The sequence below is a fragment of the Klebsiella sp. 18074 genome, from assembly GCF_902705905.1.
GTDB lineage: Bacteria > Pseudomonadota > Gammaproteobacteria > Enterobacterales > Enterobacteriaceae > Klebsiella > Klebsiella terrigena.
The window spans coordinates 71,303-93,649 of record NZ_CACSIS010000023.1; the positions used below are offsets into that span (position 1 = coordinate 71,303).

Below are 22,347 nucleotides of genomic sequence, written 5' to 3' on the forward strand. Positions count from 1 at the left end.
CACCATGCGCGGCTTTACCCTCGTTGAAATGCTGCTGGCGCTGGCGATCCTTGCCGCGCTGAGCGTGGCGGCGGTCAGCGTGCTGCAAAACGTCATTCGCGCGGATACGCTCACCAAAGAAAAAGCGCAGCAGATCCGCGCGCTGCAGCAGACCTTTAGCCAGATGGCCGCTGACTTCAACCAGATAGTCCCCCGCCGCGGCCGCAACGACGACGCTCCCTTCTCCGCCGGGCGCTTCCAACTGAGCAGCGACGACTGGGCGATAGCCTTTAGCCGCAGCGGCTGGCCAAACCCGATGGGCATTTTGCCGCGCTCAGAGATCCAGAACGTCAGCTACCGCCTGCGCCAGCAGCGGCTGGAGCGCCTGAGCTATGACCAGCAGGACCCGCTCACCGGCAGCCGGCCGACAACCTGGGTCCTGCAGCGCGACGTCGCGGCGTTCCGCCTGCGCTTTTACGCCAACGGCGGCTGGCAGGATCGCTGGGAATCCGCACAAAATCTGCCGCAGGCGCTTGAAGTCACCTTAACGCTGAAGGGCTACGGCGACGTCACGCGCCTGTTTTTAGTTGCCCCCGGAGACCAGCCATGAACGGCCGACAGCGCGGCGTCGCGCTGCTGATGGTACTGCTGATCCTCGCGCTGATGATGGTGCTGGCGAGTGCCATCACCGAAAGAACGGCGCGGATGTACCAGCAGACGGCCACTACCCTCGATAACCTGCAGGCCAAATGGTACGCGCTGGGCGCGGAGACGATGGTCGCCGCGCTGCTGCAGCGCGACGCGCTTGATTCGCCTAACCAGACCCATCTGGCACAAAACTGGGCCCAGCAGGGACGCCGTTTCACCGTCGATGGCGGCGAGATTTATGCCACCATTACCGACGATCTGGCCTGCTTCAATCTGAATGCCGTCAACCGCACCACCGCCGATGAAAGCGAAGCGGTCCCCGCCGCGGCGCGCGCCTTTACCCGCCTGCTGGAGAAGCTCGGCGCGGAGCCGCTGCGCGCCCTGCAGATCACCGCCGCCCTGCGCGACTGGATCGATGCGGATAGCCAGCCGCTGCTTAACGGCGCGGAAGACGAGGTCTATATGGCGCAGTCGCCGGGCTACCTGACCGGCAACCAAAATATCCAGGATCTCAGCGAGCTGCGCCTGCTCGCCGGGATGGACGCGGCGCTGTACCAGCGCCTGCTGCCCTACGTCTGCGCCCAGCCGAACGACGCCCTGCAGATCAATATCAACACCCTGAAGCCGGCGCAGGCCGCCCTGCTGACGGCGCTGTTTCCCGCAGATCTCAGCATTCAGCAGGCGCGCCAGCTGCTGAGCGCCCGTCCGGCAAGCGGCTGGAACAGCGTCGCCGCGTTTTTAGCCCAGCAGGCGCTGCAGGACGCCGACACCACCGCCGTGCGTCCCTGGCTGACGGTCCATAGTGAACGCTTCGTCGCCTCGTTCACCGTGGTCATGGGTAGCGCTCGCTATCAGCAGCGCAGCCTCCTGCAGCGCGAAGGGCGCAGCTTCCGCGTTATCCAGCGACGTTATGGACTTTACAGAGTGGCCGATGAATAACGATAAAACGCCGCCGCGCGCGGCGCTCATTTTGCGCCTCGGCGCCCCTGAACGACCGATCGCCTGGCGCCTGCTCTCGCCCGGGCAGCCGGAGAGAGCCGGCGAATGCTCCGCCGGCGACGATGACCCGACGCTGCGCGAGCTGGCGGCGCGCTATCCCGCCTGGGTATTGGTTCCAGCCAGCGACTGCGCTTTTCACAGCGTGATGCTGCCCGCCGGCCTGCGCCAGCGCCCGCAGCAGATCCTGCCCTTCCTGCTCGAGGAGCAGCTGGCAACCGACGTCGAGGAGGTTCATTTTGCGCTGATCCACCGGCAGAAAAATCTCTGTCACGTCGCCATCCTGCAACGGCAAAAAATGCGCGCGTGGCTTGCCCGCTGCGACGAGCTGGGGCTCGAGATCCTCGCCCTGACGCCGGATGCGCTGGCTCTCCCCTTCACTCCGGGCCGCTGGAGCGCGCTGCAGGTCGGCGAACAGTGGCTGATTCGCCATCAGGCCTGGGGAGGGATGGCGGCGGAAGCCGACTGGCTGGCCGAGCTGCTCTCCCCCGGCGAGGAGCAGCCGCCGATCGACAGCTACTCGCCGCCCCTGGCGATCCCGGCGCCGTGGCGCGCGCTGGCGGCGCAGGATTTACTCCAACTGGCGGCGGCGAATCCGGCGGCACAGCGCATCTGCCTACGCCAGGGAGAGTTTGCGCCGAAGCGCCGCTGGCAGCCCGCCGGGCTGCGCTGGCGTCCGGCGATGGCCGCTGCCGCCGCGCTGGTGCTGCTGTGGGGAGTCAATGGCGCGCTCGACCATCTGGCGCTGAGCCAGCAGGCAGCCGCGGCTCAGCAGGCCAGCCGGGCGTTTTATCATCAGTGGTTTAAAACGGAGACCCGGGTGATTAACCCGCGGCTGCAGATGCAGCAGCATCTGCGCCAGCTTGCGCAGACGGCGGCGCATCCGCCGTCGGTCGTCACCATCAGCCTGGTGCAAAAGATCGTCGCCGAGACCCCGGGGATTCGCCTGCGGGCCCTGGCCTATGACGGCGCGCGCAACGCCCTGCAGCTCGACGTCTCGGCGGTATCGCCCCGGGCGCTGGAGCAGTTCCGGCTGCGGGCGCAGCCCCATTTTCGCGTGCGAACCGGCGAAATGAAGCCGCGCGTGGACGGCATTGAGGGGCGTCTATCCCTGGAGGAAAACGATGCATAGCCTGCGTATTTTATGGCAGCAGCGCTCGCAGCGGGAGCAGCGCCTGCTGGTGGCGATGGCCCTCGCGCTGTTTGTCGGTATCGCGTACTACGCCTTCTGGCAGCCGTGGCTTGACCGCGAGCAGCAGTGGCGGCAAACCCTCGCCAAAGAGCAGGCCAGCCTGCGCTGGATGCAGCAGCAGGCTCCGCTCCTGCAGCAGCTAAGCCGCCAGCGGCCGGGCCCTGCGGCCACCGACGAAGAGCCCTCGGCGGTTATCATGCGCGAGGCGGCCCGCCAGGCGCTGGCGATTGTCCGGCTGCAGCCGCAGGGGATGCGGGTCAACGTCACCCTCGAGGCCTGTACCTTTCAGGCCCTGATGTCATGGCTCGACGCCCTGGGCCGGCAGGGCATTCACGCCGCCTCTCTGGCCGTCACCGCGCACCCCCAGCGTCCCGGCTGGGTGACGGTGAATACTCTGATCCTCGAGCGTCGGCATGAGAAGTAAATCCGCCGTCGGACTGCTGCTCGGCGCCTGGCTGCTGTGGATGCTGCTCACAGCCCCCGCCAGGCTGCTGACCGCCGCGCTGCCGGCCGGGATCGGCGTCGGCGAACTTACAGGCACCGTCTGGCAGGGCGAGGCCAGAGATATTGGCTGGCGCGGAGCCAGCCTCGCCCACCTGCGCTGGCGGCTGGCTTTCTCCGGCGCGCTTCCGGGCTGGCATATTTCGTTCAGCGATCCCAGCGGGCTGCGCGGCCAGGTCTGGCTGCAGGGAGTGAGCGCGCTGACGCTGCGCGATGGCCGCCTTATCGTCCCCGCCGGCGTTGCCGGCCGCGGACTGGCGCAGGCCGGGTCGGTTGACGCCGAAGGCATGATTACGCTGGAGATCGCCGAGGCGCGCTTCAGCCACGCCGGCTGCCGGCAGATATCCGAGGGCCGCGCGCGCTGGCAGGATGCAACGCTGAGCTCCCCCGTCGGAACCCTGACGCTGGCCAGCGTCAGCGGCAAATTCAGCTGCACGCCCGCGGGCGCGCTGGCGCTGAACATCAGCCAGGACTCGCATCAGTTGAGCCTGAGCGGACAGGGCACCCTCGCGCCTGACGGCGGCTACGCGTTTCGCGGAACGCTACAAAGCCGGCAGTCAACGCCGACGCTGCTCGCGGCGCTTATCGCCCAGAGCGGCCGCCAGGATGAGCATGGACGCACGCCCTGGCAGCTGCAGGGAAAATGGTCACCACCGGAGAAACCATGACGCTACTTGCCGCATTTTCACTGCAGTTCCCCCTGATATGGGGCGGTTTTTTGTTTATTTTCGGTCTGTGCTTCGGCAGCTTTTTTAACGTCGTAATCTACCGGCTGCCGCTGATGTTAATGGCCGAGGAGGGCCAGGAGCGGCTTAGCCTGAGCTTTCCGCCGTCGTTCTGCCCGCAGTGCCGGCAGCCCGTTGCCTGGCGGGATAACGTCCCGTTGTTCAGCTTCCTGCTGCTGAAGGGACGCTCCCGCTGCTGCGCGCGGCCGATTTCACGCCGCTATCCGCTGACCGAGCTATTCTGCGGGCTGCTGTTTGTGCTCGCCGGGTATCTGCTGACTCCGGGTTTCGCGCTGCTGGGCGGGCTGGGGCTGCTCTCCACCCTGCTGGTGCTGGCGCTCATCGACGCCAGGACGCAGCTGCTCCCCGATTGCCTGACGCTACCGCTGCTGTGGGCCGGGCTGCTGTTTAATCTCAATGCGACGTTTGTGCCGCTGACGGAGGCGGTGATCGGCGCGATGGCAGGCTACCTGTCGCTCTGGGCGGTGTACTGGGTCTTTCGGCTGCTAACCGGCAAGGAGGCGCTGGGATACGGCGATTTTAAACTGCTGGCGGCACTCGGCGCGTGGTCCGGCTGGCAGGCGCTGCCGCATACGCTGCTGCTGGCCTCGGCCAGCGGGCTTATCTGCACCCTGCTGCTGCGGCGGCTGACCCACCAGCCGCTGGATCGGCCGCTGGCCTTCGGTCCCTGGCTGGCGCTGGCCGGCGGCGGCCTGTTTTTGTGGACCCAGGCGTGGTAGCCCGGCCTCAGCGCGATCCCGGGGGCGCATACTTTTTGGTGCGCCGGGTCGCCGCGGCGTTTGCCGGATCGTCCGGCCAGACGTGTTTGGGGTAGCGTCCCTTCATCTCTTTTTGCACTTCCCGATAGGCCCCCTGCCAGAACGCGCTGAGATCGCGGGTGATCTGCAGCGGGCGCTGAGCGGGCGACAGCAGCTCCAGCACCAGCGCCATGCGGCCCTGAGCAATGGTCGGGGTCGTCGCTTCGCCAAACATCTCCTGCATACGCACCGCCAGCGCCGGCGGGTTTTCCTCGTGGTAGCGAATGGCGATCCGGCTGCCGGTCGGCACGACGTAGTGGGTTGGCAGCTCGCTATCGAGCTTCTGGCGCAGCGGCCAAGGCAGCCAGTTTTGCAGCGCCAGGCGAATATCCAGCGCCCGGAGCGCGCGCAGCGAGTGCACCCCGCTCATTTGCGGCAGCAGCCACGCCTCCAGCGTTGCCAGCAGTGAGGCCTCATCCACTGCCGGCCACGCCTCCTCCGGCAGCCACTGCACCGCGCAGTGCAGGCGCAGACGGAGCTGCTCCGCCTCCGCCGTCCAGTTCAACACGCTGAGGCCCTTCTCGCGAATGCCGTTGAGCATCGCCCGGTGCAGCTCCTCTTCCGACGGCTTTGCCAGCGGCTGAGTTTTGATCACCAGCTGGCCGATACAGGTGCGCCGCCAGGCCTTCAGCGTTCCCTGGGCCTCATCCCACTCCACGGTATCGGAGCGCTGCGCCAGATCCGGCAGCTGCTCCAGCAGCGCGGTAATATCCAGCGGCTGCGCAAGTAAAATACGCGCATCCGGCGACGAGCTCCCCTGCAGCAGCAGAGGCGCAATCAGCCACTCATGGCGTCCAAGCGCGTCATCGGCGTTAAGCATCGCCCCCATGCCGTTGGCCAGCTGGTAGCGCCCCTCCTGGCCGCGTCGGCGGGCGATCCGGTCGGCAAAGGCCGGCGCCAGCAGCGCCGCCACGCGCTGGGCGTCGGGATAGCCCACGCGGCCGCCGAGGCGCTTCAGCAGTTGCTGCGCCCGCTGCTGCCAGCCGGGCTGCTGGCGGGCAAACGCCGATCCAAGATCGCTATTAGCGCCGCGCGGCGGCTCTTCGAGGATCGCCGCCAGCTTAGCCGCCGTTGCCGCCGCATCGGGAGAGTCCGCCGCAATCAGCATTGCCGCAAGGCGCGGATCGTTACCCAGCGCGGCCATTTTCCGCCCGCGCGCCGACAGCCTGCCGCCCTCCAGCGCGGAGAGCGCCGTCAGCAGACGCCGGGCCGCTGCCAGGCTGGCCTCCGGCGGCAGATCCAGCCAGCGGAGTTCGGCGGGATCCTGGCATCCCCACTGCAGCAGCTCCAGCAGCAGCGACGACAGATCGCTTTGCAGGATCTCGGGGTCGCTTTGCGCCGCCGCGCGCTCCGCCTGCTCTTTCGCGATCAGGTGCAGGCAAATTCCAGGCTCCAGACGCCCGGCGCGGCCGGCGCGCTGGGTCATAGAGGCCTGGCTGATGCGCTGGGTTATCAGGCGGGTTAAGCCGGTGCGGGCGTCAAAGCGGGCAACCCGCTCCTGGGCGCTATCCACCACCAGCCGAATCCCCTCAATGGTCAGGCTGGTTTCGGCAATATTGGTCGCCAGCACCACCTTGCGCGTCCCCTTCACCGCCGGCAGAATCGCCTTTCGCTGCTCGCTCAGCGGCAGCGCCCCGTACAGAGGACAGATAGCCACATCGTCAGCCACCCGCTCGGCCAGCTGCTGCTGCACCCGCTGAATTTCGCCGACGCCGGGGAGAAACAGCAGCATCGACCCGCTCTCCTGGCGCAGCAGCTCGGCGGCGGCTAGCGCCACCGCCTCATCAAAGCGCTGGTGCGCGGCGAGCGCCTGATAGCGTTTCTCCACCGGGAAGGCCCGGCCGGCGGAGGTAATCACCGGCGCCTGTGGCAGCATCCGCTGCAGGCGATCGCTATCCAGCGTCGCCGACATAATCAGCAGCTTGAGATCGTCGCGCAGGCCCTGCTGCACGTCGAGCAGCAGGGCGAGGGCCAGATCCGCCTGCAGGCTGCGCTCGTGGAACTCATCGAGGATCACCAGACCCACGCCCGCCAGCTCGGGATCGTGCTGGAGCGTGCGCGTCAGGATCCCCTCGGTGACCACTTCGATTCGGGTATTTGGCCCGACGCAGGTGTCCGCACGCATCCGGTAGCCCACGGTATCGCCCGGCTTCTCGCCCAGCAGTTCGGCCAGCCGCTGCGCCACGTTGCGCGCCGCCAGCCGGCGAGGTTCCAGCAGAATAATGCGCCCGTCGATCTGGCCCGCCGCGAGGATTTGCAGCGGCAGCCAGGTCGATTTACCGGCACCGGTTGGCGCATTGAGCAGCACCTGCGGCGCCTGCTGCAGAGCACAGAGAAGTTCGGGGAGGACGGCGGCAACCGGCAATGAGGACACGAAAGGCTCCAGGGCTTAACATTCAAGGGCAGGCATTGTAGCATCACGCCTGACTTGTCGTCTTTCGCGTTGCAGATCCACTGCAGGTTGAAATTCATCGCACTGAAATGATTACCGGGTATTTATCATGTCCGAGCCGAAAAGGCTGTTTTTCGCCCTTGAACTGCCTGAAGAGGTGCAGCAGCGGATCGTCGACTGGCGCGCCCTGAGCTTCCCGGATGACGCCGGCAGGCCGGTAGCAAAAGCCAATCTGCACCTGACGCTGGCGTTTCTTGGTGAGGTCAGCGCGGATAAGCAGCGCGCGCTGGCGGCACAGGCGGGACGCATTCGCCAGCCCGGCTTTACGCTGACCCTTGACGATGCCGGACAGTGGCTGCGTTCGCGGGTGGTGTGGCTCGGTACACGCCAGCCGCCGCGCGGCGTGCTGCAGCTGGCCGGTATGTTGCGCGCGCAGGCGGCCCGCAGCGGCTGCTATCAAAGCCCGCAGCCGTTCCATCCGCATATCACCCTGCTGCGCGATGCCCGCAGCGCGGTACCCATCCCGCCGCCCGGCTTCAGCTGGACGTTTGCGGTGCGCGAATTTGTACTTTATGAATCCAGCTTTGCCCGCGGACGTACCCGCTATACTGCGCTGGAACGTTACCCCTTCAACGAGGAGAGCTGATGCTGTTCACCCCACCGCTACGGTCCGCCGTTCTGATTAAACGTTACAAACGATTTCTGGCCGACGTGGTGACCCCCGACGGACGCGAGCTGACCCTGCACTGCCCGAACACCGGAGCGATGACCGGCTGCGCGACTCCCGGCGATACCGTCTGGTATTCAACCTCCGATAACCTGAAGCGCAAGTATGCCCATACCTGGGAATTAACCGAAACCCAGCAGGGCGCGACGATTTGCGTAAATACTTTACGCGCCAACACGCTGGCAAAAGAGGCGATACTGGCGGGTAATATTAGCGAGCTTTCTGGCTATAACACGCTGAAAAGTGAAGTGAAATATGGCGGAGAGAATAGCCGCATCGATATTATGTTACAGGCAGAAGAACGACAAAACTGCTATATTGAAGTGAAATCGGTTACGTTAGCGGAGAAAGAGAGCGGTTATTTCCCCGATGCAGTCACCGAGCGCGGCCAGAAGCACCTGCGGGAGCTGATGGGCGTGGCGGCAGCCGGCGATCGGGCCGTGATTTTGTTCGCCGTGCTGCATTCGGCGATCGACCGTTTCTCTCCCGCTCACCACATTGATGCCAGATACGCACAGCTATTGATTGAAGCGCAAACCAAGGGGGTTGAAATTCTCGCATATAAAGCGGAACTTTCTACCGAGATGATGACTCTGAATAAGCCGATTACCGTGGTGTTAACTCCCGGTAAACAAACGGCTAAATAGTGTCCGGGTCGCGAGCGCAAATACGCTTTTCTTCACAGGGTTGTCAAGTGTAACGTTTAGATAATTGCTATCCGGAAAAGCATCTGCTATTTATAGCGGCCTGATTTTTCCCCCACCATGGGGATCGATAGTGCGTGTTAAGGAGAAGCAACATGCAAGAAGGGCAAAACCGTAAAACATCGTCCCTGAGTATTCTCGCCATCGCTGGGGTGGAGCCGTACCAAGAGAAGCCGGGCGAAGAGTATATGAACGAAGCCCAGCTAGCGCACTTCAAGCGTATTCTTGAAGCATGGCGTAATCAACTCAGGGATGAAGTGGATCGCACCGTAACACACATGCAGGATGAAGCTGCTAACTTCCCGGACCCGGTAGACCGTGCCGCTCAGGAAGAGGAGTTCAGCCTGGAGCTGCGTAACCGCGATCGCGAACGTAAACTCATCAAAAAGATCGAGAAAACACTGAAGAAAGTCGAAGACGAAGATTTCGGCTTTTGTGAATCCTGTGGCGTTGAGATCGGCATTCGCCGTCTGGAAGCGCGTCCGACCGCAGATCTGTGCATCGATTGCAAAACTCTGGCGGAAATTCGCGAAAAACAGATGGCTGGCTAATCCACTTCGCTATCGTATCTCCGGCGGGAGTTTCTCCCGCCTACATGCTCTATAGACCATGAATGACTCACGCTATACAGGCCGCTTTGCCCCCTCACCCTCCGGCGAACTCCATTTCGGCTCCCTGATTGCCGCACTCGGCAGCTATCTCCAGGCGCGGGCAAAAAACGGCATCTGGCACGTACGCATTGAGGATATCGACCCGCCGCGGGAAGTTCCCGGCGCCGCCGATACCATTCTGCGCCAGCTCGAGCGCTACGGGCTGCACTGGGATGGCGACGTGCTGTGGCAGTCGCAGCGCCACGAAGCCTACCGGGAGCACCTTGCCTGGCTGCATGAGCAGGGGCTGTGCTATTACTGCACCTGCACCCGCGCGCGTATTCACGCCGTCGGCGGCATCTATGACGGCCACTGCCGCGATCTGCGGCTGCCGGCACAGGACGCCGCGCTGCGCATACGCCAGACGCGACCGGTGCTTGAGTTTTATGACCAGCTGCGCGGAACCCTGATTGCCGACGAGCCGCTGGCGCGCGAAGATTTTATTATCCACCGCCGCGACGGCCTGTTCGCCTATAATCTTGCGGTGGTAGTGGACGATCGTTTCCAGGGCGTGAGTGAGATAGTCCGCGGCGCCGATCTTATTGAGCCTACGGTGCGGCAGATTTCGCTCTACCAGCACTTTGGCTGGCAGGCGCCGGATTACCTGCATCTGCCGCTGGCGCTGAACGCCAAGGGGAATAAACTCTCCAAACAAAATCACGCCCCGGCGCTGCCGGAAGGCGATCCGCGCCCGGAAATTATACGGGCGCTAATGTTTCTTAATCAGGACGTTGAGCAGGAATGGCGAGCGTTGAGTATCGATGATTTACTCAAGCAGGCGGTAGCGAACTGGAAACCCGAAAAAATCCAGCATTCTCAAATGGCTCCCGCTGAGCTATGATTAGCCGCAATTTTTACTCGTCGCCTTACACGTTGCCGCTGCGATAGTCGCATTTGTCCGCCCAGGTTACATAGCTTTCTATGCCACCGGGAGCCCGCAAGCCTGTCGCCGCGCTGCAATCTGAAGTCCATAGAGTAGCTTTTTGGTCCTGAAGTCAGTCTGACACTACGAGGTGCAACATTTTTACCCGAGTCGCTAATTTTTGCCGTAAGGTGCTAAGCCGTGAGGAGCGCGAGGCAGAAGCCGCCGTCGAACAAACGCATATGACGGTTATCCCGCGTGAACAGCATGCAATTTCCCGCAAAGATATCAGTGATAATGCCCTCAAGGTGCTCTATCGACTGAACAAGGCGGGCTACGAAGCCTATCTCGTTGGCGGTGGCGTACGCGACCTCCTGCTTGGCAAGAAGCCGAAAGATTTCGACGTCACCACCAGCGCAACCCCGGATCAGGTACGTAAACTGTTCCGCAACTGCCGCCTGGTCGGCCGCCGTTTCCGCCTGGCTCACGTCATGTTCGGGCCGGAGATTATCGAAGTCGCCACCTTCCGTGGTCACCACGAAGGGCATACCACCGATCGCGTCACCTCGCAGCTCGGCCAGAACGGCATGCTGCTGCGCGACAACATCTTCGGCTCCATCGAAGAAGACGCCCAGCGCCGCGACTTCACCATTAACAGCCTTTACTACAGCGTTGCCGACTTTACCGTCCGCGATTACGTTGGCGGCATGAAGGATATGCAGGATGGCGTTATCCGCCTGATTGGCGATCCGGAAACCCGCTACCGTGAAGATCCGGTGCGCATGCTGCGCGCGGTGCGTTTTGCCGCCAAGCTCAATATGAGCATCAGTGCCGAAAGCGCCGAGCCGATCCCACGCCTGGCGGCGCTGCTGCACGACGTGCCTCCGGCGCGCCTGTTTGAAGAAGTGCTCAAGCTGCTGCAGGCGGGCTACGGTTTTGATACCTATATGCTGCTGCGCGAATACAATCTGTTCCAGCCGCTGTTCCCGACCATCACCCGCTACTTTACCGAGCGCGGCGATAGCCCGATGGAGCACATCATCACCCAGGTACTGAAGAACACCGATAACCGCATCCATAACGATATGCGCGTTAACCCGGCGTTCCTGTTTGCGGTGATGTTCTGGTATCCGCTGCTGGAAATGGCGCAGAAAATTACCCAGGAGAGCGGTCTGGCGTACAACGACGCCTTCCTGCTGGCGATGAACGACGTGCTGGACGAAGCCTGCCGTACGCTGGCTATTCCAAAGCGCATCACTACGCTGGTTCGCGATATCTGGCAGCTGCAGCTGCGGATGTCCCGCCGCCAGGGCAAACGTGCGTGGAAGCTGATGGAGCATCCGAAATTCCGCGCCGCGTACGATCTGCTTGAGCTGCGCGCCGGTGCTGAAAAAAATGGTGAGCTGCTGCGCCTGACCAAATGGTGGGGCGAGTTCCAGGTTGCTCCGCCGCCGGATCAAAAAGATATGCTTAACGAGCTCGATGAAGAGCCGGCGCCGCGCCGCCGTCATCGTCGTCCACGCAAACGCGCCCCGCGCCCGGGCGGCGCATGACGCTCGCCTTTATCGCCCTCGGCAGCAATCTGGCCGCTCCTCTGGAGCAGGTTAATGCTGCCGTTGCCGCGCTGGCGGAGATCCCCAACAGCCGGATCGTCGCCGTCTCCTCTTTCTACCGTACGCCGCCGTTGGGACCGCAGGATCAGCCTGACTACCTTAACGCCGCCGTCGCGCTGGAGACCGGGCTTGCCGCAGAAGCGCTGCTGGATAATACCCAGCGCATCGAGCTGCAGCAGGGCCGCGAACGCAAGGCCGAACGCTGGGGTCCGCGCACGCTCGATCTCGATATCATGCTGTTTGGCGAGCAGGTCATCGACAGCGAACGCCTGACGGTGCCACATTACGATATGAAAAACCGCGGCTTTATGCTGTGGCCGCTGTTTGAGATTGCCCCCGAGCTCCATTTTCCTGACGGCGTCGCGTTACGTAGCGTGCTGAATCAACTCGCTGCCGATAAACCCGTTCTCTGGTAGTCCCCGCTGCCTTTATCAATTACGGCGATCGTGGTTATCGGTTGCCTAAAACCGTTGCCCCCTCCAGTGCTGCTGTTAGAATGCCGGTTAATATGACTTTCATCATCAGGAAACGTTATGAAACCGACCACTATCGCCCTGCTGCAGAAATGCAAACAGGAGAAGAAGCGCTTCGCCACCATCACCGCCTACGACTATAGCTTCGCAAAGCTGTTTGCCGATGAGGGCATCAACGTGATGCTGGTTGGCGACTCTCTGGGCATGACGGTACAGGGCCACGACTCCACGCTGCCGGTGACGGTTGAAGACATTGCCTACCACACCCAGGCGGTACGCCGCGGCGCTCCCTCCTGCCTGCTGCTCGCCGACCTGCCGTTTATGGCCTACGCCACGCCGGAACAGACCTTCGCCAGTGCCGCCGTGGTAATGCGCGCGGGAGCGAACATGGTCAAGATTGAAGGCGGCGCGTGGCTGGCAGAGACCGTAAAAATGCTGGCAGAGCGGGCGGTGCCGGTTTGCGGCCATCTTGGCCTGACGCCGCAGTCGGTTAACGTTTTTGGCGGCTATAAGGTCCAGGGACGCGGCGACGCGGCCCAGGCGCTGCTTGACGACGCGCTGGCGCTCGAAGCCGCAGGCGCGCAGCTGCTGGTGCTGGAGTGCGTGCCGGTGGCGCTGGCCCAGCGCGTGACCGACGCGTTGACCATCCCGGTGATCGGCATTGGCGCCGGCAACGTCACCGACGGGCAAATCCTCGTGATGCACGACGCCTTCGGCATCACCGGCGGCCATATTCCTAAATTCGCTAAAAATTTCCTCACCGCAGCAGGCGACATGCGCGCGGCGGTACGGCAGTATATTGCCGAAGTGGAGTCCGGCGTCTATCCGGGCGAAGAACACAGTTTCCATTAAGGAGTCTTGTTGTGCTGATTATTGAATCCCTGCCGCTGCTGCGTCAGCATATCCGCCGTTTACGTCAGGAAGGTAAGCGCATTGCGCTGGTTCCCACCATGGGCAACCTGCATGACGGCCATATGAAGCTGGTTGATGAAGCGAAAGCCAGCGCTGACGTCGTGGTGGTCAGCATTTTCGTTAACCCGATGCAGTTCGACCGCCCTGACGATTTGACGCGCTACCCGCGCACGCTGCAGGACGATTGCGAGAAGCTGAATAAACGCAAAGTGGACTTCGTATTCGCACCGGCTCCGGCGGAGATCTATCCGCACGGTACCGAAGGCCAGACCTACGTCGACGTTCCCGGCCTGTCGACCATGCTTGAAGGGGCCAGCCGTCCGGGCCACTTCCGCGGCGTCTCCACCATCGTCAGCAAGCTGTTCAACCTGGTGCAGCCGGACGTCGCCTGCTTTGGCGAGAAGGACTTCCAGCAGCTGGCGCTGATCCGCAAGATGGTTGCCGACATGGGCTACGATATCGAGATTATCGGCGTACCGATTATCCGCGCCAAAGATGGCCTGGCGCTCAGCTCGCGCAACGGCTACCTGACCGCCGACCAGCGTAAAATCGCCCCAGGCTTGTATAAAGTGCTGAATAGCGTGGCGGAAAAGCTGGCGGCCGGCGATCGTAATCTGGATGAAATGATTACCCTTGCCGGGCAGGAGCTGGACGAAAAGGGCTTCCGCTCTGACGATATTCAGATCCGCGATGCCGATACGCTGCTGGAGCTCACGGAGACCAGCCAGCGGGCGGTGATCCTGATGGCTGCATGGCTCGGCCAGGCGCGTCTTATCGACAACAAAATCGTCGAGCTCGCCCAGTAGACAAAGGTTAAAAACCGGGCAATACTGCCCGGCATTTGCTCAAGCGGATGCGACATCCGCTTCGTTTTCGTCAGGTAGATACCCGCAATAGTTCGAGTGCAGCCAGTCTGTATGCCGCTTGAAGTATGACGGGAATAAAGGTAGACACTATGATTCGTAATATGCTGCAGGGCAAACTCCACCGCGTAAAAGTCACCCAGGCCGATCTGCACTATGAAGGCTCCTGCGCCATTGACCAGGATTTCCTTGATGCGTCCGGGATCCTCGAAAATGAGGCGATTCATCTCTGGAACGTGACCAACGGTAACCGCTTCTCCACCTACGCCATTGCCGCCGAGCGCGGTTCCAGAATCATTTCCGTTAACGGCGCGGCGGCGCACTGCGCCAGCGTCGGCGATATTCTGATCATCGCCAGCTTCGTCACCATGAGCGATGAAGAAGCCCGCAGCTGGCGGCCAAAGGTCGCCTACTTTGAAGGTGACAACGAGATGAAGCGCCAGGCCAAAGCCATTCCGGTTCAGGTTGCCTGATAGCCCTGCGACGCCCTGCTCAGAACGGGCGTCGAGCTACCCCTACGGCTGGTTGCTGATCAGCCGCGACATCGTCTCCAGCGAATCCGTACGCAGAATATAGAGGCGCTTCAATAAGAACGGATTATCCCCCGGCATCACCTTCCCTCTCACCGTGGTCACCGCCATATGAAAACCGGCGTCGTTCGCGGCCTTCACCGCCGTGGCGTTATAGCCGCCAAACGGATAGGAGAGATAGAGCACATGCGGATTAAACTGCGTCAAGGCGCGGCGCGAGTGCTCAAAATCAAACAGGATGTTGTGGTAGCTGCGGCTCAGCAGGATCGGTTGATGCCCGCCGTCAACCCGGTGCAGAAAGTGGGTATGCGACTGCACGTCAAAGACGTCCTGAATCTGCTTCAGCTCAGAAATACTCATAAACTGCAGCGACTTAGGCGCCCATTTCTGCGGATGGTGCTTAATGCGCGAGGAGATAATAAACGCCGTGGCGTGAAAGCCATACTGCTTGAGGATAGGCCAGGCGTAGCGGTTGACCGACTTCAGGCCGTCATCAAAGGTGATCGCTACCGAGCGCGCCGGCAAGTTGATCTTATTGCGCACGTAGCCTTCCAGCTGATACATGTTCAGGGTGGTGTAACCCTGGTCGCGCAGCCAGGTCATCTGGTTGCTGAAGGCGCGTACGGAGGTGGTGGTCGAGGTATGGCGAAAGCGGGTGTTCTCCTCATCACGCAGGATATGGTGATAGGTCAGGATAGGAATGCCGTTATCCTGCTGGGCGTCGAGGCTACTCACCCACGCCAGGCGATTACCGATGCGAATTTGAAACCAGGTCTGATTCAGCCGGTCTTTCAGCTTACTGATTATCGGATAGCGTAAGTTATCCGCCAGCGTGCCGAACGGCGCGCTGCCGCTGGAGGGGGCGTCGTAGACCGGGGTATCTTTCCAGGTAAGCAGATTTTGATTGCTCAGCGGCTTATGCAAATCGCCGAGGCTGTCCTCCACCCGCTGCTTGCCCTGCACTGGCTGCAGGTGGCCTTTATCGATAAAACCGGTACCAAAGCCGAAGCTGAACTCATAATAGTCGGCGGCGGTCGGCACGACGGCAATTATTTGCCCGGCGCGGATATTGCCGACGCTGACCACCTCATTGCCTATCTGCGCCCAGATAACCGCGTCTTCAGTGGTTTGCATATAGCGCGCAGGCACGCCCTGTTGGCTTAACAGGTTGGCAGAGGCGCTGAGCGACGTCAGCAGAAGGAGCAGAGCAAAGATTCGGGCAAACATCGAGGTCTAACCGCTAGAAAAAACTGCCGCCATTGTAACAAAAGCGGCATCAATACCAACGCCTAATTCCCGAACGCTTCATGCAGCAGGCGAAAAGGCGGATTTTTTTGCTGCTGGTGCCAAAGGCTGCTGACCGTCGGGCCTCCGGCGCTGACTATCGCCTCGCGAAACGCTTCGCTGCTCAGGCTCTCGCGCAGAGGATACATTCGCTCTAACAATGAATAGTCGATTCCGGAGATCACTTCGCAGTGGGTGTGCTTATGGCTCATTAGCGCCGCGACCCGATACGGCGCCGCGCCGCTTTCATCGGTCAGAAAGATCGCGCCATCGCCGCTGTCGACCGCGTGCAGCGCCTCGCACATCATCCGGCTCAGCATATTGCTGCTGAGATTGCGCCAGTAGTTCACCGCCCGGCACTGCGCCAGCGGTCCATATTTTTTTTCCAGACGGTCCAGCAGCTCCTGCGCCTTCTCGTCATGACAAGTAATTACCCAACCTAACATCGCCTACCTCCTTAGCAGGAGGCTAATTTAACAAGGGGAAGGATTGATGTCGGTGATGGCAGTCAAGATTAGCCGATGGCGCTTCGCCTAATCGCTCAGCGAAGCGCCAATAACGGTCTGCTAGCTGCGCAGACCGCGTCCGCGCTGGATCAAAGACCAGCACAGCAGGTAGAACGCGACGATAAAGACCACCAGTACGCCAAAGGTAGTAATCAGCGGAACATCGTTGATGCCGAGGAAGCCGTAGCGGAAGCCGCTGATCATGTAGACGATCGGGTTCAGATGCGACAGCGCCTGCCAGAACGGCGGCAGCAGGGTCAGAGAGTAGAATACCCCGCCGAGGTAAGTCAGCGGCGTCAGCACGAAGGTCGGGATCAGGCTGATATCGTCAAAAGTTTTGGCAAATACCGCATTCAGCAGGCCCGCCAGCGAGAAGAGGATGGCCGTCAGGATCAGCGTCAGCCCAACGAACAGCCAGGAGTGAACCTGGAACGGGACGAAGAACAGCGAGATCGCGGTGACGAGGATCCCGACAAACAGCCCGCGCGCCACGCCGCCGCCTACGTAGCCGATGATAACCACGTGCGTCGGCACCGGCGCCACCAGCAGCTCCTCAATATTGCGCTGGAATTTAGCGCTGAAGAAAGAGGAGGCCACGTTGGCGTAGGCATTGGTGATCACCGCCATCATAATCAGACCCGGCACGATAAACTGCATATAGGTAAAACCGTGCATTTCTCCGATGCGCGAACCGATCAGGTTGCCAAAAATGACGAAATAGAGCGTCATGGTGATCACCGGCGGCACCAGCGTCTGGATCCAGATACGCATAAAACGGTGGATCTCTTTGGCCCAGATGCTTTTCAGCGCGACCCAGTACAGCTGCATCATGCTGATTCTCCTTTCCTGTCATGTACCAGCGTGACAAACAGCTCTTCCAGGCGGTTGGCTTTGTTACGCATGCTTAAAACCTGAACGCCCTGCGCGCTCAGCTGAGAAAATACGCTGTTGATCCCCTGCTCACGCAGCACCTCAACTTCCAGAGTTGAGGTATCCACCAGCCGATACTGATAGCCTTCGAGCACCGGCAACGGGCTTTTCGGCGCCAGATCGAGAATAAAGGTTTCCGATTTTAGCTTCGCCAGCAGCGCTTTCATGGAGGTGTTCTCCACCAGCTCACCGCGCTGAATAATGCCGATATTGCGGCACAGCATCTCCGCCTCTTCCAGGTAGTGGGTGGTGAGGATAATGGTGGTGCCTTTATCGTTCAAATCCTTGAGGAAGCCCCACATCGAACGGCGAAGTTCGATATCCACGCCCGCGGTTGGTTCATCGAGGATCAGTAATTTCGGCTCATGCATCAGGGCGCGGGCGATCATCAGACGGCGCTTCATGCCGCCGGATAGCATCCGCGCGCGCTCGCCGCGCTTTTCCCATAAATCGAGCTGTTTCAGGTATTTTTCGCTGCGTATAACCGCTTCTTTACGCTCAACACCGTAGTAGCCCGCCTGGTTGACGACGATCTGCTGCACGGTTTCGAAGGGGTTAAAGTTAAACTCCTGCGGCACCAGGCCGAGCTGGCGCTTGGCGTTAACCACGTCCTTCTGCAGGTCGTAGCCAAAGACGTTGACCTGGCCTGAGGTTTTATTGACCAGCGAGCTGATAATGCCAATCGTGGTGGATTTACCCGCGCCGTTAGGGCCCAGCAGCGCATAAAAGTCGCCTGCCTCAACCTGCAGGTCGATCCCCCGCAGCGCCTGAACCCCGCCGGGGTAGGTTTTTGTAAGCTGTTTTAATTCCAGAGCAATGGTCATTAAATGTCTCTTCTCGTGTCGTGACACGCGATGGGTTGTTTCAAAAAACGTGAGGTTAACCTATATTAGCGCAACGCACTTACCTGGTTATAGGCCGTGAACGTCCATGAACGATATAGATACACTCATCAGCAATAATGCACTATGGTCAAAAATGCTGGTGGAAGAAGATCCCGGTTTTTTTGCGACCTTGTCTCAGGCGCAAAAACCGCGCTTTCTTTGGATTGGATGTTCTGATAGCCGCGTACCCGCCGAACGGTTAACGGGCCTCGAGCCTGGCGAACTGTTTGTGCACCGCAACGTTGCCAATCTGGTTATTCACACCGACCTGAACTGTCTTTCAGTGGTGCAGTACGCCATTGATGTGCTGGAGGTCGAGCATATTATCATCTGCGGCCACTACGGCTGCGGCGGCGTGCAGGCGGCGATTGAAAACACCGAGCTGGGCCTGATCGACAACTGGCTGCTACATATTCGCGATATCTGGTTTAAACACAGTTCGCTGCTGGGCGAGATGCCCGAAGAGCGCCGCCTTGATACGCTGTGCGAGCTCAACGTGATGGAGCAGGTCTATAACCTGGGTCACTCAACGATTATGCGCTCGGCGTGGAAACGCGGGCAGAAGGTGACGATCCACGGCTGGGCCTACGGCATTCACGATGGCCTGCTGCGCGATCTCGACGTGACCGCCGTCAGCCGCGAAACCCTCGAACAGCGCTACCGTCACGGCATTTCCAACCTCAAAATTAAGCACGTCAACCACAAGTAGCTGACGCGCTTCCCACATCCGGACAGGCGGACTGCGCCGCGCCGGATAAACCCGGCGGCATGCTGCTTAGCCGGGCACCGCACAACGGTTCGCCTACGTCCTACTCGTCCAGCAGCACAACTTTGCCTACGTACGGCAGATGGCGATAGCGCTGGGCGTAATCAATACCGTAACCGACAACGAACTCGTCCGGGATAGCAAAGCCGACAAACTCAACCGGTACGCTCACTTCGCGACGGCTCGGCTTATCCAGCAGCGTACAGATGGCCAGCGATTTCGGCTCGCGCAGGCTGAGGATCTCACGCACTTTAGAGAGCGTGTTGCCGGAGTCGATAATGTCTTCCACGATCAGGACATCTTTACCGCGAATGTCTTCGTCCAGATCCTTGAGGATTTTAACGTCGCGGGTCGTGGACATGCCGCTGCCGTAGCTGGAAGCGGTCATAAAATCGACTTCATGCGGCACCTGAACTTCGCGGCACAGGTCGGCCATAAACATAAATGAGCCGCGTAGCAGCCCCACCAGCACCATTTCGCTGCCGCTGTCTTTGTAGCATTCGTTGATTTGACGACCCAGCTCGGCGATACGTGCTTTGATCTCGGCTTCCGGGATCATCACTTCTACAGTATGTTTCATAAAACTAACCATTTGATTCTTAGGATAAATCATCAAAGTCACTGTTCTCACATCGACCTTGACCGGCAAGCTGACCAGTATACCAGTAAAAATAAATCTGCGGTGCAGGGAATAATAAAAGCCATTTTGTGATTCCGATCACACTTGTTAAATCCTATAATTAATTGCATCTAAAAAATTAACAAACAAAACGAGTGTCTTTCTATGGCAGAAACAAAATCTCAACAATCACGACGACTCGTGACGCTGACAGCTCTCTTTGCAGCGTTATGTGGTCTCTATCTTTTAATTGGCGGGGTATGGCTGGCGGCTATTGGCGGCTCCTGGTACTACCCTATCGCTGGCCTGGTGATGCTGGCCGTCACCGTTATGCTGCTGCGCGGTAAGCGTTCAGCGCTTTGGCTGTACGCCGCGCTGCTTCTTGCCACGATGGTTTGGGGAGTCTGGGAGGTCGGCTTTGACTTCTGGGCACTCACCCCGCGTAGCGATATCCTGGTGTTCTTCGGCATCTGGCTGATTTTGCCCTTCGTCTGGCGTCGCCTGCCCGTCCCTTCCGGCGGTGCGGTGGCCGGGCTGGTTGTCGCCCTGCTGATCAGCGGCGGGATCCTGACCTGGGCTGGCTTTAACGATCCGCAGGAAGTGAACGGCACCCTGAGCGCCGACGCCACGCCTGCGGCCCCGATCTCCGCCGTTGCCGACGGCGACTGGCCGGCATACGGCCGTAACCAGGAGGGCCAACGCTATTCACCGCTGAAGCAAATCAACGCCGATAACGTGAAGAACCTCAAGGAAGCCTGGGTGTTCCGCACCGGCGACCTGAAGCAGCCGAACGATCCGGGTGAGATAACTAACGAAGTGACGCCGATTAAGGTCGGCAACATGCTCTACCTGTGTACCGCCCACCAGCGTTTGTTCGCCCTGGACGCGGCAACCGGGAAAGAGAAATGGCACTTCGATCCGCAGCTGAACGCGGACCCGTCCTTCCAGCACGTGACCTGCCGCGGCGTCTCTTACCACGAAGCGAAGGCCGACAGCGCGCCGGCTGACGTCGTCGCCAACTGCCCGCGCCGCATCATCCTGCCGGTCAACGACGGTCGCCTGTTCGCCATTAACGCCGACAACGGCCAGCTGTGTGAATCCTTTGCCAACAAAGGCATTCTCAACCTGCAGACCAACATGCCGGTGACCACCCCGGGGATGTACGAACCGACATCACCGCCGATCGTTACCGATACCACCATTATCATCGCCGGCGCGGTGACCGATAACTTCTCTACCCGCGAGCCGTCGGGCGTGATTCGCGGTTTCGACGTCAATACCGGCAAGCTGCAGTGGGTGTTCGATCCGGGTGCCAAAGACCCGAACGCGATCCCCGACGACCAGCACCACTTTACGCTTAACTCCCCTAACTCGTGGGCTCCAGCGGCCTACGACGCGAAGCTGGATTTAGTCTATCTGCCGATGGGCGTCACCACGCCGGATATCTGGGGCGGCAACCGTACGCCGGAGCAGGAGCGTTACGCCAGCTCTATCGTCGCGCTGAACGCGACCACCGGTAAACTGGTATGGAACTATCAGACCGTTCATCACGATCTGTGGGATATGGATATGCCGTCGCAGCCAACCCTCGCAGATATTGACGTCAACGGTAAAACCGTGCCGGTTATCTACGCGCCGGCCAAAACCGGTAACATCTTCGTTCTGGACCGTCGTAACGGCGAGCTGGTCGTCCCGGCGCCGGAAAGACCGGTTCCGCAGGGCGCAGCGAAAGGCGATTACGTTGCCAAAACACAGCCGTTCTCCGACCTGAGCTTCCGTCCGAAGAAAGATTTGACCGGTGCGGATATGTGGGGCGCGACCATGTTCGACCAGCTGGTGTGCCGCGTTATCTTCCACCAGCTGCGCTATGAAGGCATCTTTACCCCGCCGTCTGAGCAAGGCACGCTGGTATTCCCGGGGAACCTCGGCATGTTCGAATGGGGCGGTATCTCCGTCGATCCGAACCGTCAGGTGGCGATTGCCAACCCGATGGCACTGCCGTTCGTCTCTAAGCTGATCCCACGCGGCCCGGGCAACCCGATGGAGCCGCCAAAAGATGCGAAAGGCTCCGGCACCGAGTCCGGCGTGCAGCCGCAGTACGGCGTGCCGTATGGCGTAACCCTCAACGCCTTCCTGTCGCCGTTTGGCCTGCCGTGCAAACAGCCGGCATGGGGCTACATCTCCGCGTTGGATCTGAAGACTAACGAAGTGGTGTGGAAAAAACGTATCGGGACGCCGCAGGACAGCCTGCCGTTCCCGATGCCGGTCCAGGTGCCGTTTACGCTCGGCATGCCGATGCTGGGCGGCCCGATCTCCACGGCGGGTAACGTGCTGTTTATTGGCGCGACCGCAGATAACTACCTGCGCGCGTACAATATGAGCAACGGTGAGAAGCTGTGGCAGGCCCGCCTGCCGGCGGGTGGCCAGGCAACGCCGATGACCTACGAGGTCGATGGCAAGCAGTATGTTGTCATCTCCGCCGGCGGCCACGGTTCGTTCGGGACGAAGATGGGCGACTACATCGTCGCTTACGCCCTGCCGGACGAAGCGAAATAACCGCTGCAGTCGAAGAGCAAAAGGCCCGGTGAAAACCGTAATGCCGATCAGTTAAGGATCGGTTGATCGATCCTTAAACTGCGGCACTACAACGGCTTCCACAACAGGGAGCCGTTTTTATATGCCACTGCTTGATGACCTGCTGAGTTTCAATGACCAGCCATTATTACCCCCACCTTCCACTCAGATTTTTGCTGAGCATCTGCCCGTTGAGTGG

Annotated in this window: 23 protein-coding genes; 17 read left to right on the forward strand and 6 right to left on the reverse strand. The window is 60.7% G+C overall.

All coding sequences use genetic code 11. The annotated features are described in order from the left end of the window. Window positions 1–4: 4 nt before the first annotated feature. From gspJ to GVK32_RS20765, 6 genes are read left to right on the forward strand one after another with little or no spacing between them, the layout of a single operon-like run. Window positions 5–589, forward strand: a complete 585-nt coding sequence (gspJ, locus tag GVK32_RS20740; RefSeq protein ID WP_159872130.1) for a type II secretion system minor pseudopilin GspJ — start codon at window positions 5–7, stop codon at window positions 587–589. Continuing rightward, window positions 586–1,566, forward strand: coding sequence for a type II secretion system minor pseudopilin GspK (gene gspK, locus GVK32_RS20745; RefSeq protein WP_159872094.1), 981 nt, complete (start codon window positions 586–588; stop codon window positions 1,564–1,566). The genes gspJ and gspK overlap by 4 nt, the downstream gene beginning before the upstream one ends. Continuing rightward, the gene (gene gspL, locus GVK32_RS20750) at window positions 1,559–2,755 is read left to right on the forward strand and encodes a type II secretion system protein GspL (protein WP_159872096.1); all 1,197 of its coding nucleotides are present in this window, start codon (window positions 1,559–1,561) and stop codon (window positions 2,753–2,755) included. The genes gspK and gspL overlap by 8 nt, the downstream gene beginning before the upstream one ends. Further along, entirely contained in the window at window positions 2,748–3,239 is a 492-nt protein-coding gene (gene gspM / locus GVK32_RS20755; RefSeq protein ID WP_159872098.1) for a type II secretion system protein GspM, read from the forward strand. The genes gspL and gspM overlap by 8 nt, the downstream gene beginning before the upstream one ends. Then, the gene (locus GVK32_RS20760; protein ID WP_159872100.1) at window positions 3,229–3,984 is read left to right on the forward strand and encodes a type II secretion system protein N; all 756 of its coding nucleotides are present in this window, start codon (window positions 3,229–3,231) and stop codon (window positions 3,982–3,984) included. Before gspM ends, GVK32_RS20760 begins: the two co-directional genes overlap by 11 nt. After that, window positions 3,981–4,781 (forward strand): A24 family peptidase, encoded by an 801-nt coding sequence (locus tag GVK32_RS20765; RefSeq protein ID WP_159872102.1) that lies wholly within the window; start codon window positions 3,981–3,983, stop codon window positions 4,779–4,781. Before GVK32_RS20760 ends, GVK32_RS20765 begins: the two co-directional genes overlap by 4 nt. Window positions 4,782–4,788: 7 nt before the next feature. Here GVK32_RS20765 and hrpB read toward each other — a convergent pair whose 3' ends face one another. After that, on the reverse strand, window positions 4,789–7,233 hold the full coding sequence (gene hrpB / locus GVK32_RS20770) for an ATP-dependent helicase HrpB (protein WP_159872104.1): 2,445 nt from the start codon (window positions 7,231–7,233) through the stop codon (window positions 4,789–4,791). 127 nt (window positions 7,234–7,360) lie between these two features. Here hrpB and thpR point away from each other — a divergent pair, with 127 nt between their 5' ends. From thpR to panD, 9 genes are all read left to right on the forward strand, one after another. After that, window positions 7,361–7,897 carry an RNA 2',3'-cyclic phosphodiesterase gene (thpR, locus tag GVK32_RS20775; protein WP_045859802.1) on the forward strand — a complete coding sequence of 179 codons (537 nt, stop codon included), beginning with the start codon at window positions 7,361–7,363 and terminating at the stop codon, window positions 7,895–7,897. Next, window positions 7,897–8,625 (forward strand): DNA/RNA nuclease SfsA, encoded by a 729-nt coding sequence (sfsA, locus tag GVK32_RS20780; RefSeq protein ID WP_041144094.1) that lies wholly within the window; start codon window positions 7,897–7,899, stop codon window positions 8,623–8,625. The genes thpR and sfsA overlap by 1 nt, the downstream gene beginning before the upstream one ends. Window positions 8,626–8,777: 152 nt before the next feature. Beyond that, window positions 8,778–9,233, forward strand: a complete 456-nt coding sequence (dksA, locus tag GVK32_RS20785) for an RNA polymerase-binding protein DksA (RefSeq protein WP_007373199.1) — start codon at window positions 8,778–8,780, stop codon at window positions 9,231–9,233. A 58-nt stretch (window positions 9,234–9,291) separates the two neighbouring features. Then, the gene (gluQRS, locus tag GVK32_RS20790; protein ID WP_159872106.1) at window positions 9,292–10,173 is read left to right on the forward strand and encodes a tRNA glutamyl-Q(34) synthetase GluQRS; all 882 of its coding nucleotides are present in this window, start codon (window positions 9,292–9,294) and stop codon (window positions 10,171–10,173) included. A 179-nt stretch (window positions 10,174–10,352) separates the two neighbouring features. Continuing rightward, complete coding sequence (pcnB, locus tag GVK32_RS20795; RefSeq protein WP_071844888.1) at window positions 10,353–11,747, forward strand: polynucleotide adenylyltransferase PcnB; 1,395 nt, start codon at window positions 10,353–10,355, stop codon at window positions 11,745–11,747. Next, window positions 11,744–12,223, forward strand: a complete 480-nt coding sequence (folK, locus tag GVK32_RS20800; protein ID WP_159872108.1) for a 2-amino-4-hydroxy-6-hydroxymethyldihydropteridine diphosphokinase — start codon at window positions 11,744–11,746, stop codon at window positions 12,221–12,223. The genes pcnB and folK overlap by 4 nt, the downstream gene beginning before the upstream one ends. 117 nt (window positions 12,224–12,340) lie before the next feature. Further along, a complete protein-coding gene (gene panB, locus GVK32_RS20805; protein ID WP_159872110.1) occupies window positions 12,341–13,132 on the forward strand; it encodes a 3-methyl-2-oxobutanoate hydroxymethyltransferase in 792 nt (263 codons plus the stop codon). Between the two features lie 11 nt (window positions 13,133–13,143). Then, the gene (gene panC, locus GVK32_RS20810; RefSeq protein ID WP_159872112.1) at window positions 13,144–13,998 is read left to right on the forward strand and encodes a pantoate--beta-alanine ligase; all 855 of its coding nucleotides are present in this window, start codon (window positions 13,144–13,146) and stop codon (window positions 13,996–13,998) included. Between the two features lie 149 nt (window positions 13,999–14,147). Further along, window positions 14,148–14,528, forward strand: a complete 381-nt coding sequence (gene panD, locus GVK32_RS20815) for an aspartate 1-decarboxylase (protein ID WP_041144088.1) — start codon at window positions 14,148–14,150, stop codon at window positions 14,526–14,528. A gap of 42 nt (window positions 14,529–14,570) precedes the next feature. Here the strand turns inward: panD and GVK32_RS20820 are convergent, their stop codons facing one another. The 4 genes from GVK32_RS20820 to GVK32_RS20835 all read right to left on the reverse strand — a co-directional run bounded on the left by GVK32_RS20820 (window position 14,571) and on the right by GVK32_RS20835 (window position 18,129). Beyond that, the gene (locus GVK32_RS20820) at window positions 14,571–15,812 is read right to left on the reverse strand and encodes a polysaccharide deacetylase family protein (protein WP_159872114.1); all 1,242 of its coding nucleotides are present in this window, start codon (window positions 15,810–15,812) and stop codon (window positions 14,571–14,573) included. A 62-nt stretch (window positions 15,813–15,874) separates the two neighbouring features. Then, window positions 15,875–16,315: a PTS sugar transporter subunit IIA gene (locus GVK32_RS20825; protein ID WP_159872116.1), complete on the reverse strand. Its 441-nt coding sequence runs from the start codon at window positions 16,313–16,315 to the stop codon at window positions 15,875–15,877. 120 nt (window positions 16,316–16,435) lie between these two features. Then, window positions 16,436–17,206 carry an ABC transporter permease gene (locus tag GVK32_RS20830; RefSeq protein ID WP_045859825.1) on the reverse strand — a complete coding sequence of 257 codons (771 nt, stop codon included), beginning with the start codon at window positions 17,204–17,206 and terminating at the stop codon, window positions 16,436–16,438. Beyond that, window positions 17,203–18,129, reverse strand: coding sequence for an ABC transporter ATP-binding protein (locus GVK32_RS20835; RefSeq protein ID WP_041144085.1), 927 nt, complete (start codon window positions 18,127–18,129; stop codon window positions 17,203–17,205). Before GVK32_RS20835 ends, GVK32_RS20830 begins: the two co-directional genes overlap by 4 nt. Before the next feature lie 106 nt (window positions 18,130–18,235). Here GVK32_RS20835 and can point away from each other — a divergent pair, with 106 nt between their 5' ends. Continuing rightward, on the forward strand, window positions 18,236–18,898 hold the full coding sequence (can, locus tag GVK32_RS20840; protein WP_123710084.1) for a carbonate dehydratase: 663 nt from the start codon (window positions 18,236–18,238) through the stop codon (window positions 18,896–18,898). Window positions 18,899–18,998: 100 nt separating this feature from the next. On the opposite strand, the gene hpt is transcribed toward can, so the two are convergent. Beyond that, on the reverse strand, window positions 18,999–19,535 hold the full coding sequence (gene hpt, locus GVK32_RS20845) for a hypoxanthine phosphoribosyltransferase (protein WP_041147520.1): 537 nt from the start codon (window positions 19,533–19,535) through the stop codon (window positions 18,999–19,001). Window positions 19,536–19,739: 204 nt separating this feature from the next. On the opposite strand from hpt, the gene GVK32_RS20850 reads away from it, so the two are divergent. After that, on the forward strand, window positions 19,740–22,130 hold the full coding sequence (locus GVK32_RS20850; protein ID WP_159872118.1) for a glucose/quinate/shikimate family membrane-bound PQQ-dependent dehydrogenase: 2,391 nt from the start codon (window positions 19,740–19,742) through the stop codon (window positions 22,128–22,130). Window positions 22,131–22,347: the final 217 nt, after the last annotated feature.